The sequence below is a fragment of the Micromonospora sp. NPDC048947 genome (assembly GCF_040649495.1).
Classification (GTDB): domain Bacteria; phylum Actinomycetota; class Actinomycetes; order Mycobacteriales; family Micromonosporaceae; genus Micromonospora; species Micromonospora alfalfae.
The window spans coordinates 70,424-85,812 of record NZ_JBEZFO010000015.1; the positions used below are offsets into that span (position 1 = coordinate 70,424).

The following is a 15,389-nucleotide window of genomic DNA, read 5'->3' on the forward strand; positions in this document are numbered from 1 at the left end:
ATCGTGAGCAAGACGGTGGTCCACGTGCTTCGGCACGGCGAGGTGTACAACCCCGACCAGATCCTCTACGGCCGGCTGCCCGGGTTCCGCCTCTCCGAGCTGGGTGTGCAGATGGCCAAGGCCGCCGCGCAGGGCCTGGCCGAGCGGGAGATCGTGCACGTGGTGGCCAGCCCGCTGGAGCGCGCCCAGCAGACCGCCGAGCCGATCGCCGCCCAGTTCGGGCTGCCGGTGGGGGTGGACGAGCGGCTGATCGAGAGCGCCAACTGGTTCGAGGGCAAGAAGGTCTCCCCGGGTGACGGGTCGTTCCGCGACCCGCGCAACTGGTGGGTGCTGCGCGACCCGGTGACCCCGTCCTGGGGTGAGGCGTACCGGGTGATCGCGGAGCGGATGTTCGCTGCCGTGCACGCCGCCCGGGTCGCCGCCGAGGGACGCGAGGCGGTGCTGGTGTCGCACCAGCTCCCGATCTGGACGTTGCGTCGTTACGTCGAGCGCAAGCGGCTCTGGCACGACCCGCGCAAGCGGCAGTGCGGGCTGGCGAGTCTCACCTCGTTCCACTTCGACGGCGCGAAGGTGGCGGGCATCGGCTACAGCGAGCCGGCCGCGCACCTGATCGCTCTCTCCGCGACCGCCCGGACGGCCAAGGGGGCCTGATGAACGCCCGGAGGTGGACCGCCGGTCTGCTCGCCACCGTCGCCGCGGTGGCGTTGGTCGGCTGCACGTCCGGGGGCGGCGGGGAAAAGGACTGCACAAGTGATGGCCTCACGATCACCTGTGCGCCGGACCAGCGGTCGAAGACCCCCAAGGTGATCGGCGAACTGCTCACCGGCGGCCAGTACGACGTCTCCCAGGCGCGCGGCCAGGTGGTGGTGGTCAACTTCTGGGGTTCCTGGTGCGCTCCCTGCCGTGCGGAGGCCGACGACCTGGAGGACACCTACCAGGCCACCAAGGCGTCCGGGGTGACCTTCCTCGGGGTCAACGTGCAGGACAGCAAGGACAAGGCGATCGCCTTCGAGCAGGGGCGGGCCACCTACCCGAGCATCTTCGACCCCTCCAGCCGCCAGGCGCTGAACTTCGACATCCCGCCCAATTCGACACCGGCGACTGTGGTCCTCGACCGCGACGGCCGGATCGCTGTGGTGATCCGTCGCGCTGTGACGAAGGACGAGCTGCTGCCGATCGTCGAACGGGTCGCCGCCGAGAAGCCGGCCCCGAACTGATGGGGGAGACCTTCGAGCAACTGGCCCTCCGCGGGCCGCTGCTGCTAGCCATCGGCGCGGCGGCGCTCGCCGGCCTGGTCAGTTTCCTCTCCCCGTGCGTGCTTCCACTCGTCCCCGGTTACCTGTCGTACGTGACAGGTCTGGCCGGCGCCGACCTGGAGGGCCGGCGGCCGGAGGCCGATCCCGCGCCGGCCGGCGGGGGTGTCGCCGTCAAGGAGCGGGTCGCGCGGGTCGGCGCGGTCAAGGGTCGGGTACTCGCCGGGACGCTGCTCTTCATCGGCGGCTTCACAGTCGTCTTCGTGGCCACCGCGATCCTCTTCGCCAGCATCGGCCGGGTGTTCTTCGACTACAAGCGCGAGTTGCAGATCGGCGTCGGCGTGCTGATCATCGTGGCGGGGTTGAGCTACCTCGGGATGATCCCGGCCCTGCAACGGGAGTTCCGGATCTCCCGGTTGCCGTCGGCCGGTCTGCTCGGCGCACCGGTCTTCGGGGCGGTCTTCGCGCTCAGTTGGGTGCCCTGCACCGGCCCCACGCTCGGCGCGGTGATGGGCATGGCCACCGCCAGCGGCCAGAGCGACCGAGCCGTGGTGCTCGCCGTGGCGTACTGCCTCGGGTTGGGGATACCGTTCATCGTCTTCGGGCTGGGCTTCGAACGCGTGCTCGGGGTCTTCCGCGCCGTTCGGCGCAACAGCCGCTGGGTCACCCGGGTCGGTGGCGCCCTGCTCATCCTGATCGGTCTGGCCCTGGTCACCGGCGGATGGCAGAGCTTCGTGATCTGGCTGCAGACCACCGTCGGGGTGGGCGAGGTGAGCATCTGATGACTGTCGTCGACGACCGACCGGAGACCGTGGCGCCCGCGCCACGCCGCCGGCCGAACCGGCTGCTGGCCCTGCTGCGCAACTCGTGGCGGCAGCTCACCAGCATGCGTACGGCGCTGATTCTGCTCTTCCTGCTCGCGATCGCCGCCATCCCCGGCTCGGTGCTGCCGCAGCGCGGGATCAGCCCGGAGAAGGTCAACGAGTACTTCGTCGACCACCCGGACTGGGCCCCCCGGCTGGACCGGATCGGCGCGTTCGAGGTCTTCGGGTCGGTCTGGTTCTCCGCGATCTACCTGCTGCTGTTCACTTCCCTGATCGGCTGCATCACTCCCCGGCTGCGTGACCACATCCGCACGCTGCGCTCGCGTCCGCCGGCCGCGCCGAAGCGGATGGCCCGGCTGCCGCAGCACACAGTGCTGCCCGCCCCGCCCGGTGGGGCGGCGGCCATCGCGGAGGCGCTGCGCAAGCGCCGCTGGCGTGTCGAGGTGCGCGGCGGCGAGGTCTCCGCCGAGAAGGGCTACCTCAAGGAGACCGGCAACCTGCTGTTCCACACCTCGCTGATCGCTGTGCTGATCGGGGTGGCGCTCGGCTCCTGGTACGGCTGGAGCGGCAACCGGCTGCTGGTGGCCGGCGCTGACAACGCGTTCTGCAACACCCGCCAGCAGTACGCCGAGGCGAAGCTCGGCCCCCAGGTGGACAGCGCCGACCTGCCCGGCTTCTGCCTGCGGCTGGACGACTTCGAGGCCCGGTTCCTGGCGTCCGGCCAACCGGAGTTCTTCAACGCCACTGTCACAGTCGACGGCCCGGACGAGCCGACCCGCAGCGCCGACTTCTCGGTGAACTCGCCGCTGCGCCTCAACGACGCGAGCGTCTACCTGCTCGGCCACGGGTACGCCCCGGTGATCCGCTACACCGACCGGTTCGGCAACAGCCAGATCAGTGACGAACCGTTCCTGACCACCGGCGACATGGGCCTGACCAGCGAAGGGTTGGCGGCCTTCCCGGACGCGAACGTCGACCCGGCGACCGGTCAGCGCGCACCGGATCTGCAGATGGCGTTCACCGGCATCTACCTGCCCACGGCACCCGAGCAGGCGCCGTTCGTCCGCTCGCAGTACCCGACCGAGCGCAACCCGGCGCTGAACCTGGTCGCCTATCGGGGCAACCTCGGCCTGGACGCCGGTATCCCCGGCTCGGTCTACCAGCTCGACCAGCGGCAGGTGCGGGCCGGCAAGGTCAAGGAGGTCGGCACCAAACTGCTCCGCAAGGGCGAGACCTGGAAGCTGGACGACGGCACGACAGTCGAGTTCCTGGGCACCGAGCGGTACGTCACCCTCTCCATCCGGCACGATCCGGGCTCGACGATGCTGCTTGTCAGCTGCGGCGTCCTGCTGGTCGGGTTGATGGGTTCGCTGTTCGGGAAACGCCGCCGGGTGTTCTTCCGGGTGGTGCCGGCCGACCCCGGGGAAGGATCTCCGACGAGCGGTAGTAGCTTGATGGAGGTCGGCGGGTTGCCGCGTACCGACTATCCAGGGTTCGCCGACGAGTTCACCCAGCTGGTCGCCGCCGTCAGCGGTGCCGAACGGGCTGGTGCTGGCGCTGACTCCGCTGACCGGGCCGGCGTGCGAGAAGGAGCCGAGTGATGTCCGCACTCTCCGACAATCTGGTGACATTCGCGATCCTGGCGTACCTGATCGCGATGATCGGCCACGCCGTCGAGTACGCGCTGGGCAACGTGCGTACCCGGGTCGCCACGGCGGCTCCGGTGCGCGAGTTGGTCGGTGCCGGTGGCGGTGTCGTCCCGACGCCGCCCGCGCCGGTCCCGTCGCCGCCCACGGTCGACCGTTCCGCCGGGCGGGCACGGCTCGCGGGCCTGATCGGGGTGGGTGCCACGGCTGTCGCCGCCGCGCTGCACCTGGCGGCGCTGGTGACCCGTGGGCTCGCTGCGGACCGGATGCCCTGGGGCAACATGTACGAGTTCGTGCTCACTGTGACGTTCATCGGGGTGGCCGCCTGGCTGGTGGTGCTCTGGAAGCGACAGTCGCTGCGCAAGCTCGGGCTCTTCCTCACCCTGGTGATGGTGCTGCTGGTCGCCACCGCCGAGCTGGTGCTGTACGTGCCGATCGTGCCGCTGGTGCCGGCGCTGAACTCGTACTGGTTCATCATCCACGTCTCGACGATCGTCTTCGCGTCCGGCATCTTCCTGCTCGGCGTGGTGCCGGCGGTCGGCTTCCTGATGCGCAACGGGTACGAGCAGGGCAAGCGCAGCTTCCCGTACACACTGGCCAAGCGGCTGCCCGGCGCGGCCGGCCTGGAGCGGCTGACCTTCGCGCTGCACGCCTTCGCCTTCCCGATCTTCACCTTCGCGGTGATCGCCGGTGCCATCTGGGCCGAGGCGGCCTGGGGCCGGCCGTGGGGCTGGGACCCGAAGGAGACCTGGGCGTTCATCTCCTGGGTGGTGTACGCCGGCTACCTGCACGCCCGCGCGACGCCCAGCGTCAAGCGCAACGTGGCCACCTGGATCGCGGTGCTCGGCTTCCTCACCATGCTGATGAACCTGTTCGGCGTGAACATCTTCTTCACCGGCCTGCACTCGTACGGCGGGCTGGACTGACCTGTTCGATGAACCGCGGGCCGGCCACGGAATTCGTCCGTGACCGGCCCGCGTCGTTCTGTCGGCCTCGGTCAGCTCACCGTGACCGGGGCGGTGTCGTTGTCCGGGTCGTCGTCCACCCGGGGGTGGGCGCTCAGGACGGCTGGACCTCGCGGGGCCCGCGTCTACGGCGTGGGCAGCCGGGCCCGGATGGCCCGCTCGACCTGGATCGTCACCTGGTAGGACACCTCCGGTAGGTCGGCCAGCTCGATCCGCTCGCCGCGCAACGCCAGTTGGGCGTGCAGCTCACGGGCGATGGCGTCGCGAAGCTCGACCTGTAGGGGTGACAACCCGTCCGGGTCGCCGACGACGTACGCATCCGACATGGATCCACTCTGCTCCTGCGTCCCGCCGTTCGGCCAGCCACGGTGAGATGTGCCCGCCGGTCTTGACCCGACCCTGGTCGGTGATGCGGCAGCGGCCCGCGCCCGGTCGCCGTTGATCCACTCGACTTTCGTGAAGTCGGGGTGTCCTGCCGCCTGGGATACCGCGATTTCATGAAGCCCGAGTGGATCTCGCGGTGACAACCGTCAACCCCCGGCACCCGCTGACCGTCCGCCGGGTCCTCGCTGACCCTGGCTGCCCGGTGCGGGCCGGTCACGGATCATCCGTGACCGGCCCGCGTCGTTCAGGCGGCAGTGATCAGCTCACGGTCACCGGGGCGACGTCGTTGTTCGGGTTGTCGTCCACCCGGGGGTAGCGCTGGAACGGCTGGACCTCGCCGGGGACCCCGGAGAGGCTGTCGATCCGCAGGTCGAACCCGACCTTGTGGGCCGTGCCGGCCGGGAAGACCGACCCCGGCCCGTTGCAGTACCAGGTTGCCGGGACGGTCTCGGTCTCCTCCTCGTCGCCGTTCAGCCAGCAATCGGATGGAGCGGCCAGCACGGTGACCCCGGCGGGCGGGACGAAGGCGAAGGCCCCGACGCCCTCGCCGGAGAGGCTGCCGTCTGGCACGCCCGGACCCTTGTTGCGCAGGCCCACTGTGACCCGCACGGTGTCACCGACGGCTGCGGTGACGGCCGCGCCCTTCGCGACGATGTCGAAGGTGCCGTGCACGCCCCGCAGGTAGGTCTGGCCTTCGGCCCGGGTCGCCTCGGTCGGCAGCACGTCGAGCGGTGCGCCCACCGCCCGTAGCCGTAGCGCCTGGTCGGCGTCGCGGCTCTTGAGTTTCACCCCACTCGGGAGCGGGCCGGCGCTGGCCAGGGCCTGCACGACCTGGGTGATCCGCTTGCTGCCGAGCGTCGCCGGGCCGACCGTGGTGGCCAGCCCATCCCGCAGCTCGTGCCGCTGGCCGGGCGCGAACGTGCCCCGCACGGTGCAGACGACCACTGTGGCGAGCACCCGGTCGGTGCCGTACCGGCAGTTACGGTAGCTGGCGGGCACGAGGCCCACCGGGAAGCGCATGGTGAGCCGCAGGTCCACGGCCGGCTGGTCGCCGGCGTTGACCACGGCCACCGGGACGGGAAGCGTGTCGCCCACGTCCACGCCGGTCACGGTCTGATCGACCATGTCGAGCAGGTTGGGCCCGGACCGCACGGTGACAGTCGCCTGCTGGGTGTACGCCTCGGTCTGCTCGCCGAGCGCCGTGTAGTCGAGGGTGCCGGTCGCGCCGTCGACAGCGCCGGGCGCGGCCCGGAACACCACCGGCACGGTGCCGGTGAGCGTGCCGAACTCGTCGATGGCGGTCGGAGGCATCGGGCAGGTCACCGAGGTGCCCTGGGTTACGCAGTAGTCGGGGAAGGCGGCGGTGGCCACGCCCGTCAGGCCGGTCAGGTCGATGGTCACCCGGGGCTGGCTGGCACCGGTGCTGGTCAGGGTCAGTGGCACAGTGCGGCCGGGAGCGCCGGGGCCGCCGACGGTGACGTCATCGAGCCATCCGCTGACCCAGCCGGGGTCGTCCTGGGCCGTGGCCGGGCCAGCCGCAACGGCGACCCCCGCGGTGCCCACGACCAGAGCGGTCAGGCCGCGCAAGAGCCTGCCACGCGCAACGTGCACAGATCTCATTGATCTCCTTGCTGAGGGATGAGCCGATCGGAAGAAGCCGGGTCTGCCGCACCCCGACCCGATCGGCATCCATGATCTTAGAGATCGCCTGCGACAGTTTTCGATCGGTCGACCAGGTCGCGATCGTCGTCGAAACCGGACCCGGTCGGCCGTTTGATCCACTCAGTTTTCAGGAAGTGGGGGTGTCCTGCGCCGTGCGATGTCGCGACTTCCTGAAACCCGAGTGGATCTTGTGGTGGCAGACGGCTAGCCGGGGTCGCAGCTCGCGTTACCGCGACATGCGCGTCATGGGGTGACGCAGCGTCGAGTGCTCGCTACCGTGCGGCAGGTGGGTCGTGCGACCCGACGATCGCGGCGGAAGGTGGGTGCAGTGACCACAGTGGTGTCCACGGCGGCGCTGATCCGGGAGCAGCTCCGGCGGTCCCGGCTCGCGGCCGGGCTGACTCAGGAGGAGTACGGCAAACGCGCGCACTACTCGCCGTCAATGGTGTCGGCCGTCGAGCTGGGGCAGGCGGCGCCCAACGAGGCGTACCTGATCCGGGCCGACGAGGTGCTCGACACCGGCGGCCTGCTGGTCTCACTGCGGGAGCTGGGTCGGCGTGACGGCGAGCCGGTCTGGTTCCGCCCCTGGCTGGAGGTCGAGCGGGTCGCCACCCAACTGCGTTGCTTCGGCGCGACGATGATCCCCGGGCTGTTGCAGACCGCCGACTACGCCCGGGCGGTGTTCCGGCTCGACCTGGGGCTGACCGCCGACCGGGTGGAGGAGTTGGTGGCGGCCCGGTTGGAGCGGCAGACGATCCTCGACAGGGAGCACCCGCCGCAGCTCACCGCCGTGATCGACGAGGCCGCGTTGCAGCGCTTCGCGGAGGGCTGTGCCGGGGTGCTGGCCGAGCAACTGCGGCACCTGGTGGCGTGCGCCCGCCGCCCGCACATCAGGGTGCACGTGCTGCCGCAGGGTGTGGGCCTGCACGCCGGCCTCTTCGGGCCGTTCATCCTCGGCCGCACCGCCGACGGCAGTTGGCTCGGCTTCCTCGACAACCAGACCGGTGGCACCGCCGTGGACGACATCAACGAGGTGGCGACGCTGCTCGGAAGGTGGGAGAGTCTGCGCAGTGACGCGCTGCCCCGGCAGCAGTCGATCGACCTGCTCGAGGAGATCGTGAAGCCATGGATCTGACCGGAGCCCGCTGGCACAAGTCCACCCGGAGCGGCAATGACGCTGGCGCGTGCGTCGAGGTCGCCGACAACCTGCCCGGCCGGGTGCACGTCCGCGATTCCAAGGACCGCGACGGCGACCTGCTCACCTTCACCCCGGCCTCGTGGCGGGCCTTCGTCGAGCTGGCCCGCACCCACTGACCGTCCACCGAATCAGCCGCCGTCCACCGAACCAGCCGGCCGGCAGGCGCGATCAGCCGCCGGCAGCCGCGATGAGCTGCCCGGCAGCCGCGATGAGCTGCCCGGCAGCCGCGATGAGCTGCCCGGCAGCCGCGATGAGCTGCCCGGCAGCCGCGATGAGCTGCCCGGCAGCCGCGATGAGCTGCCCGGCAGGCGCGATGAGCTGCCCGGCAGGCGCGATCAGCCGCCGAACCAGCCGGGCACGTCGAGTCGGAACCAGTTGGCCGAGGCCATGGTGCCGAGGTCGTCTTCCATCGCGGTGACCCGATCCGGGCCGAGCGTGTCCGCCCACTGTGCACGCAGCCGGTCGAAGATCTCGGCCGAGCGGCGTAGCCCGTCGGCGCCGCGCGCTGTCACCCGGACCAGCCGCCGTCGGGCGTCGGTGGGGTCGTCGACCCGCTCCAGGTAGCCGACGGCCACCAACCGGTCGACGGTCTTGCCGGCGGCCTGTTTGGAGATGCCCAGTCGCTGACCCAGCTCGGTGGCGGTGGTGCCGTCCGCGCCGACGGCCTGGAGCACGAACCCGTGCAGCGGTCGCAGCTCCGGATGCCCCTCCCGGGCCAGCTCGGCGTGCAGGTCGTCGATCAGCGTCCGGAAGCCGGCCAGCAGCAGCAGCGGCAGCGCGAAGCCGGGCCGCGCGGGATCAGGGGTTGCCATGTTCGACAACCACGTTTACTATTTCGTCAACCACGTTGACTATCTTACGTCACGCGATCCGAACTCCGGAAAGTAGGCAGCCATGCCCGTCTTCACCGCTCACACCGCCGAGACCGCGCCCGCCGCCGCCCGACGAGCCATCGAGGGCGTACGCGGCCGGTTCGGTTGGCTGCCCAGCGCGGTGGCGCTGATAGCCGACTCGCCGCAGTTGCTCACCGGCTTCCTCACCGCCAGCGCGGGCTTCGAGCAGACCGACCTCGCCCCGCTGGAACGGGAGGTGGTCATCCTGGCGATCTCCACCAGTCACGAATGCCATTTTTGCGTCGCCCTGCACACCGGCAAGCTCACCCAACTCGGCGCGACCGCCGAACTGATCACCGCACTACGCGCCGGCTCGGCGCTGCCCGAGCCGCGACTGGAGGCGCTGCGCCGCTTCACGCTGGCCGTGCTCGACCACCGAGGCGCAGTGCCCGACGACGAGTTGGACGCCTTCCTGACCGCCGGCTACCAGCCCCGGCACGCGCTGGACGTGGTGCTCGGCGTCGGCGCGTACACAATGTCCACCTTCGCCAACCGGCTCACCCGGGCGCCGCTCGACCCACCGCTGGCCGCCCACGCCTGGACGCCCGCGGCTTGACCAGCGTGGCCGGGTCGGTGTCTCCGGCGCGCAGACTCGGACACGTCACCGACCGTCGCTCAGGCCGCCCCGCTGCTCAGGACGCCCCGAGGAAGTCGCGCAGCAGGGCGAGCATCTCGTCCGGACGCTCCTCGTACAGCCAGTGCCCGCAGTCCCCGATCACCTCGCCGCGGACCGTGTCGGCGTACCGGCGAACCTGCTCGGCGACCTGCCCGCCGAGGCTGGCCGCCGCGCCGACGGCCAGCACCGGCATGGTCAGCTTCGTGCCCCGGTACGCCGCGTTGTCGGCGATGTCCTGCTCGAACGCCCGGAAGTAGGCGAAGCTGGCCCGCAGATGCGCCGGGTCGCGCAGATGGCTGGCGAACTCCTCGACGTCGGGCGCGGCGATGCTGCCCTTGCGCACCATCAGCGCGTCGGTGAACCGGTCCACCCAGAGTGACTCCCGCCCGTCGACCAACGCCTCCGGAAGCCCGTTGCCGATGGAGAAGTAGCCGAAGTTCCACACCCCGGGCCCGGCCGAGGTGAGCGCGGGGAACGTGTAGATGCTCTCGTCGGGGATCGGCGCCTCGCTGAGCACCAGCCGACTCACCCGCTGCGGATGGGCGGCGGCGTACGCGTACGCCACCATGGTCCCCAGGTCGTGCCCGACCAGCCGAAGGTCACTGGCCAGGCCGAGCTGGTCGAGTAGTCCATGCAGGTCGGAGGCGACAGTCTTCTTGTCGTACCCGCCGTCCGGGGCGTCGCTGCCCCCGAAACCGCGCAGGTCGGGCGCGACCACGTCGAAGGAGCGCCCCAACTCGGGCAGCAGATGCCGCCACATGTGCCAGCACTGCGGGTACCCGTGCAGCAGCACCAGTGGCGGGCCGGCACCGCCACGAACGTAGTTCATGGTGATCTGACCGACCCGAGCCCGCTGCTCGCTGAACCCCGCCGGAACCCGCTCCCCAGCCATCGCCGCCTCCATCCGCCGCCCGCCCGCCGCGCGCGTCCTCTGCCGTACGCCGCGCGCGTGCCCTCTGCCGCCCGGCAGCCGCCTGCCCGGCTACCCGCTCCACCGGCCGCCATGCCCGCGAGATTCGGGTCCCGCCGGTTGATCGACTCGTCTTCCTTGAAGTCGCGGTGTCTGGCAGCCCGGGACACCGCGACTTCAAGGAACCCGAGTCGATCTAGACGCGCCGCCCGCCGCCCGGGCCCGCCGCCCGCCCGGGCCCCCCGCCCAGGCCCGCCGCCCGCTGCTGACGGCGGGCGATCGCGAGCGTCACAGCACCCGGCTTGGGCCCTGCGGGAGTCGGTGCGGGAGACTGGGCGACATGGCGGCTCGTGGCTTCCCGTACACCGATCTCAAGGACTTCATCGCGGCGCTGGAGCGCGCGGGGGAGTTGCGCCGGATCGACGTCCCGGTCGATCCGACCCTGGAGATCAGCGAGGTGGTCACCCGCACGGTGCGGGCCGGCGGCCCGGCGCTGCTCTTCGAGCGTCCGACCCGGGGCGAGATGCCGGTGGCGATCAACCTGTTCGGCACCGAGAAGCGGATGGCGATGGCGCTCGGCGTCGACTCGCTGGACGAGATCGGTGCCCGGATCGGCGCGATGATCAAGCCGGAGTTGCCGGTCGGCTGGTCGGGCATCCGGGAGGGCCTCGGCAAGGTCATGCAGCTCAAGTCGTTGCCGCCGCGCAAGGTGAAGACCGCCCCCTGCCAGGAGGTCGTCTACCGGGGTGAGGACGTCGACCTCGGCCGGCTGCCGGGCTTGCAGGTCTGGCCCGACGACGGCGGGATCTTCCACAACTACGGGCTGACCCACACCAAGCACCCGGAGACCGGCAAGCGCAACCTCGGCCTGTACCGACTCCAGCAGCACGGCCGCAACACCCTGGGCATGCACTGGCAGATCCACAAGGACTCCACGGCGCACCACGCGGTCGCCGAGCGGCTCGGGCAGCGCCTGCCGGTCGCGGTCGCGATCGGCTGCGACCCGGTCGTCTCGTACGCGGCCAGCGCGCCGCTGCCCAGCGACATCGACGAGTACCTGTTCGCTGGGTTCCTGCGCGGCGAGCGGGTGGAGATGGTCGACTGCCTCACCGTGCCGCTGCAGGTGCCGGCGCACGCGCAGATCGTGCTGGAGGGCTACCTGGAGCCGGGTGAGCGGCTGCCCGAGGGGCCGTTCGGCGACCACACCGGCTTCTACACGCCGGTCGAGCCGTTCCCCGTGCTACACATCGAAGCGATGACCATGCAGCGCAAGCCGGTCTACCACTCGATCGTCACCTCGAAGCCGCCGCAGGAGGACCACGGCCTCGGCAAGGCCACCGAACGGATCTTCCAGCCGCTGCTCAAGCTGATGATCCCGGACATCGTCGACTACGACCTGCCGGCCGCGGGCGTCTTCCACAACTGCGCGATCGTCTCGATCCGCAAGCGCTACCCGAAGCACGCCCAGAAGGTGATGAACGCGATCTGGGGCGCGCACCTGATGTCGCTGACCAAGCTGATCGTGATCGTCGACGAGGACTGCGACGTGCACGACTACAACGAGGTCGCCTTCCGGGCCTTCGGCAACGTCGACTACGCCCGCGACCTGCTGCTCACCGAGGGTCCGGTGGACCATCTCGACCACTCGTCGTACCAGCAGTTCTGGGGCGGCAAGGCTGGCGTCGACGCGACCCGCAAGCTGCCCACCGAGGGCTACACCCGCGGTTGGCCGGAGGAAATGAGCATGAGCCCCGAAGTCACCGCCCTGGTCGACAAGCGCTGGAAGGAGTACGGGATCTGATGGCCGTCATCGACGCACCGACGGCGAAGCCGGGCCGGACCAAGTCCTTCCTGAAGCTCGTCGCCGTCGAGCACTCGGTCTTCGCGCTGCCGTTCGCGTTCCTCTCCGCGCTGACCGCCATGCAGATCAACGGCGGCCGGGTACGGTGGCTCGACCTGCTGTTGATCACAGTGGCGATGGTCGGGGCGCGGACGTTCGCGATGGCAGCCAACCGGATCCTCGATCGCAAGATCGACGCGCGGAATCCGCGTACCGCCGGTCGGGAACTGGTCACCGGAGCGGTGAGCGTGCGGACGGCCTGGACCGGCGCGGCCGTCGCACTTGTGGTCTTCCTCGTCGCCGCCGCCCTGCTCAACCCGCTCTGCCTGGTGCTCGCGCCGCTCGCCGTGGTGCCGCTGGTCGTCTACCCCTACGCGAAGCGGTTCACCAACTGGCCGCACGCCATCCTCGGGATCGCCCAGGCGGTCGGCCCGGTCGGCGCCTGGCTGGCGGTCACCGGCACCCTGGACGGCTCCGGGCCGGCGTGGCTGCTCGGCGCGGCAGTGGGCCTGTGGATCGGCGGCTTCGACCTGATCTACGCCTGCCAGGACTCCGAGATCGACCGGGAGATCGGCGTGCACAGCGTGCCGGCCCGGTACGGTCGGCGTTTCGCGCTGCACGCCTCCACCGTCGCGCACGTGGTGACCTTCGCGCTGTTCATCTGGTTCGGTGCGCTGATCGGTCTCGGCTGGCTCTGGTGGATCGGGCTGGCGCTGACCGCTGTGGCGTTCGGCTACCAGCACCTGGTGGTCACCCCGACCGACCTCAGCAAGGTCAACCGGGCGTTCTTCACCGCAAACGGCTTCGTCGGCATCGCGCTGTTCCTCTTCGCCCTGCTCGACCTGGTGATCCGGCTCGGCCTACGGCAGTGAGGCCGGGTGGTCCGGCTCGGCCTACGGCAGTGCGGCTGGTGGGCTGGTGCTGACGGGGTAGCGGGCGCTCTCGAAGGTCCAGTCGATGGTTCCGCGCACGGCGTTAGCGATCCCGTCGGAATGATCGGCGACCGCCTCGTCCAACGCCGGGCCGAATGACGGCACCGCGGCGCGCAACGCGACGAAACGGCGCATCGCCTCCCGCCAGTGCTCGGCAGCCCGTTCGGCCGCCTCCGCCTCCGGCACGCCCAGTTCGGCCTCGATGGCGAGGACGAGGTTGTGCCCGCCGGCGGTCCTCCGGTCCCGTTCCAGCGACGCCAGGTCGTTGTACCAGGAGAGCAGGTCGTTGCCGGTGCGGGCGATCTGACGCAGCAGCGGGTGGTGGTAGACCGGGTCGGGCAGTGCCCGGCCGCTGACGAACTCCACAAGCGGGTACGACACCTCCGCCGCCGAGGTCGACCGACGTAGCTCGACGTACTCGTCCACGCTCGGACGGCGCCCGGCCTCCTTGGTGACGGCCTCCTGCCAGGTGCCGTCGAGGTGCCGGGCCACCGCGTCGGCGAAACGCTGCCGCCACCGTGCCGGCATCCGGCGGCGCGGCTCCCGCCAGGCCAGCACCAGCAGTCGGCGCAGCGGGCCGGTCAGCCCGGCCTGCCGCAGCCGGGTGCCGTCGTGCAGCAGCGCCAGGGTGCCGTTGCGCAGCGCCCGGATCTGCTCCGGCGTCAACCGACTCGGCCCGTCGCAGGCGTCGTCGACCAGGAAGAACCAGGTGAACAGCGCGGTCAGCACCCGCAGATCGGCTTCGGTCGCCGTCGGGTAGAGCCGCGCGGCGTACCTGGCGAATGCGCCCCGGGACAGCCGGTGCAGCGCGGCGTCGTCCAGTGGAAGGCCAAGGTCGGGCAACAGACCGAGCAGCCAGTCCTGCACACGATCGACGTGTGGTGGTGGAAGCCGGGGCGGGATCGGACATTCGGCACGCAGTGCCCGGAGGATCTCGCCGGTAGTCACCGATGCCTCCTCTGCGACATGGTGTCGGTGCAATCGCCAGCGGCAGCATGTCAGGTCGGTGGGATGCGCAGGTGCCCCGTCCGACATGTCGGACCGGACCAACCCCGGGGGTGCCCACCAGCGGGCCAGCCGGACCAGGCAGGCTGGGGGGCATGCGGGAACCATGGGTGGTCGGGGTCTCCGGTGCCTCCGGTACGCCGTACGCGGCGGCAGTCGTCGGCGGACTACTCGACGCCGGCGAACCGGTGGACCTGATCGTGTCCCGGGCGGCACGACTCACGGTGCTCGACGAGACCGGCCGGCCCTTCCGCGACGGGCACTGGGCCGAGGACCTCGCCGCCTGGCTGGATCGGGACCTGACCAGTGCGGATGTGCGGCACTGGCCGGCCGGCGACCTGGCCGCCGGGCCGAGTAGCGGCTCCTACCGGGTACGCGGGATGGCGGTGGTCCCGGCCAGCACGGCCGCCTGCGCGGGCATCGCGATCGGGCTCTCCAAGGACCTGTTGCAGCGCGCCGCAGAGGTCAACCTCAAGGAACGTCGTCCCGTGGTGCTGGTCCCCCGGGAGACACCGGTGACCCGCAGCCATCTGGAGCACCTCATCGCCCTGCACGACGCGGGCGCTGTGGTGCTGCCGGCCAGCCCCGGCTTCTACGGCGCCGGGGCGGCGGCCAGCGCCCAGCAGTTGGTCGACTTCGTGGCCGGCAAGGTGCTGGACGCGCTCGGCGTCCCGCACACCCTGTTCCGGCGGTGGTCCGGCCAGCTCGGCGCAGCCCGAAGCTGAGCCGTCCCGCTCGTGCTGGGCCGTCCGCTCGCGCTCGGCACCGTTGTGCTGCTCAGCAACGCGCGGTGCTGCCGCCCGGCGGTCGGCCGAAGCGGGACGCGGACCGGACTGGTGTCCGGTCCGCGTGGCGTTGTCCGCACCAGTTCAGTACATGCCGGCGTTGGCCGGACCCGGCCCCGTGGATGCCGCCGGCCCCACATTGCGGGGCTTACCGACCTCATCCACCTCGTCCAGCATGCCCTCCCCCTCAAGCAGGGCTCGCACCTCGGATTCCCGAAACCGGCGATGCCCGCCTGGAGTCCGGATGCTTCCTATCCGGCCGGCCGCCGCCCATCTCGTCACAGTTTTCGGGTCTACCCGAAACAGCGCGGCGACCTCACCCGGTGTCAGCAGGCGATCTCCAGTGTCCACAGCCCCCTCCTCGCGTCGACGAAGCCCCCGGCTGAACACACTGCCCCCGGCTGGTGCGTAGCCCAGAGCCGTCATGAGGGACGTATGGCAATTACAGCACCAGGGACATGGCCTGTCCGCCCAAA

The 15,389-nt window shown here is 70.8% G+C and carries 17 protein-coding genes; 11 read left to right on the forward strand and 6 right to left on the reverse strand.

Features of this window, described 5'->3' with window-relative positions; genetic code table 11:
• Window positions 1–3: 3 nt before the first annotated feature.
• The 5 genes from AB0B98_RS21620 to ccsB are packed head-to-tail and all read left to right on the forward strand — an operon-like array spanning window position 4 to window position 4,649.
• Window positions 4–651, forward strand: coding sequence for a histidine phosphatase family protein (locus tag AB0B98_RS21620; protein WP_091395739.1), 648 nt, complete (start codon window positions 4–6; stop codon window positions 649–651).
• A complete protein-coding gene (locus tag AB0B98_RS21625) occupies window positions 651–1,217 on the forward strand; it encodes a TlpA disulfide reductase family protein (protein ID WP_238668692.1) in 567 nt (188 codons plus the stop codon). Before AB0B98_RS21620 ends, AB0B98_RS21625 begins: the two co-directional genes overlap by 1 nt.
• Entirely contained in the window at window positions 1,217–2,035 is an 819-nt protein-coding gene (locus AB0B98_RS21630) for a cytochrome c biogenesis protein CcdA (protein ID WP_357364790.1), read from the forward strand. The genes AB0B98_RS21625 and AB0B98_RS21630 overlap by 1 nt, the downstream gene beginning before the upstream one ends.
• Window positions 2,035–3,678, forward strand: a complete 1,644-nt coding sequence (locus AB0B98_RS21635) for a cytochrome c biogenesis protein ResB (RefSeq protein ID WP_357364792.1) — start codon at window positions 2,035–2,037, stop codon at window positions 3,676–3,678. The genes AB0B98_RS21630 and AB0B98_RS21635 overlap by 1 nt, the downstream gene beginning before the upstream one ends.
• On the forward strand, window positions 3,678–4,649 hold the full coding sequence (ccsB, locus tag AB0B98_RS21640) for a c-type cytochrome biogenesis protein CcsB (protein WP_238668695.1): 972 nt from the start codon (window positions 3,678–3,680) through the stop codon (window positions 4,647–4,649). The genes AB0B98_RS21635 and ccsB overlap by 1 nt, the downstream gene beginning before the upstream one ends.
• A 164-nt stretch (window positions 4,650–4,813) precedes the next feature.
• Here ccsB and AB0B98_RS21645 read toward each other — a convergent pair whose 3' ends face one another.
• Together AB0B98_RS21645 and AB0B98_RS21650 are read right to left on the reverse strand one after the other, a co-directional pair.
• Complete coding sequence (locus AB0B98_RS21645) at window positions 4,814–5,014, reverse strand: hypothetical protein (protein WP_357364794.1); 201 nt, start codon at window positions 5,012–5,014, stop codon at window positions 4,814–4,816.
• Window positions 5,015–5,330: 316 nt separating this feature from the next.
• Window positions 5,331–6,692, reverse strand: coding sequence for a hypothetical protein (locus tag AB0B98_RS21650; RefSeq protein ID WP_357364796.1), 1,362 nt, complete (start codon window positions 6,690–6,692; stop codon window positions 5,331–5,333).
• Window positions 6,693–7,062: 370 nt separating this feature from the next.
• On the opposite strand from AB0B98_RS21650, the gene AB0B98_RS21655 reads away from it, so the two are divergent.
• Both AB0B98_RS21655 and AB0B98_RS21660 read left to right on the forward strand, forming a co-directional pair.
• On the forward strand, window positions 7,063–7,869 hold the full coding sequence (locus AB0B98_RS21655) for a helix-turn-helix transcriptional regulator (RefSeq protein ID WP_357364798.1): 807 nt from the start codon (window positions 7,063–7,065) through the stop codon (window positions 7,867–7,869).
• Complete coding sequence (locus AB0B98_RS21660; RefSeq protein WP_238668697.1) at window positions 7,860–8,048, forward strand: DUF397 domain-containing protein; 189 nt, start codon at window positions 7,860–7,862, stop codon at window positions 8,046–8,048. The genes AB0B98_RS21655 and AB0B98_RS21660 overlap by 10 nt, the downstream gene beginning before the upstream one ends.
• 219 nt (window positions 8,049–8,267) lie before the next feature.
• Here the strand turns inward: AB0B98_RS21660 and AB0B98_RS21665 are convergent, their stop codons facing one another.
• A complete protein-coding gene (locus AB0B98_RS21665; RefSeq protein ID WP_357364800.1) occupies window positions 8,268–8,744 on the reverse strand; it encodes a MarR family winged helix-turn-helix transcriptional regulator in 477 nt (158 codons plus the stop codon).
• An 82-nt stretch (window positions 8,745–8,826) separates the two neighbouring features.
• On the opposite strand from AB0B98_RS21665, the gene AB0B98_RS21670 reads away from it, so the two are divergent.
• Window positions 8,827–9,381, forward strand: coding sequence for a carboxymuconolactone decarboxylase family protein (locus AB0B98_RS21670; protein WP_357364803.1), 555 nt, complete (start codon window positions 8,827–8,829; stop codon window positions 9,379–9,381).
• A 76-nt stretch (window positions 9,382–9,457) separates the two neighbouring features.
• On the opposite strand, the gene AB0B98_RS21675 is transcribed toward AB0B98_RS21670, so the two are convergent.
• A complete protein-coding gene (locus AB0B98_RS21675; RefSeq protein WP_357364804.1) occupies window positions 9,458–10,333 on the reverse strand; it encodes an alpha/beta hydrolase in 876 nt (291 codons plus the stop codon).
• Between the two features lie 358 nt (window positions 10,334–10,691).
• Between AB0B98_RS21675 and AB0B98_RS21680 the strand changes: the two genes are divergently transcribed.
• Window positions 10,692–12,152, forward strand: coding sequence for a menaquinone biosynthesis decarboxylase (locus tag AB0B98_RS21680; protein WP_357364806.1), 1,461 nt, complete (start codon window positions 10,692–10,694; stop codon window positions 12,150–12,152).
• A complete protein-coding gene (gene mqnP, locus AB0B98_RS21685) occupies window positions 12,152–13,063 on the forward strand; it encodes a menaquinone biosynthesis prenyltransferase MqnP (protein ID WP_238668702.1) in 912 nt (303 codons plus the stop codon). The genes AB0B98_RS21680 and mqnP overlap by 1 nt, the downstream gene beginning before the upstream one ends.
• A gap of 21 nt (window positions 13,064–13,084) precedes the next feature.
• On the opposite strand, the gene AB0B98_RS21690 is transcribed toward mqnP, so the two are convergent.
• A complete protein-coding gene (locus tag AB0B98_RS21690) occupies window positions 13,085–14,071 on the reverse strand; it encodes a terpene synthase family protein (RefSeq protein WP_357364808.1) in 987 nt (328 codons plus the stop codon).
• 152 nt (window positions 14,072–14,223) lie between these two features.
• Between AB0B98_RS21690 and AB0B98_RS21695 the strand changes: the two genes are divergently transcribed.
• Window positions 14,224–14,853 carry a UbiX family flavin prenyltransferase gene (locus AB0B98_RS21695; protein ID WP_238668704.1) on the forward strand — a complete coding sequence of 210 codons (630 nt, stop codon included), beginning with the start codon at window positions 14,224–14,226 and terminating at the stop codon, window positions 14,851–14,853.
• A 144-nt stretch (window positions 14,854–14,997) separates the two neighbouring features.
• Here AB0B98_RS21695 and AB0B98_RS21700 read toward each other — a convergent pair whose 3' ends face one another.
• The gene (locus AB0B98_RS21700) at window positions 14,998–15,264 is read right to left on the reverse strand and encodes a BldC family transcriptional regulator (RefSeq protein WP_007454516.1); all 267 of its coding nucleotides are present in this window, start codon (window positions 15,262–15,264) and stop codon (window positions 14,998–15,000) included.
• Between the last annotated feature and the right edge of the window lie 125 nt (window positions 15,265–15,389).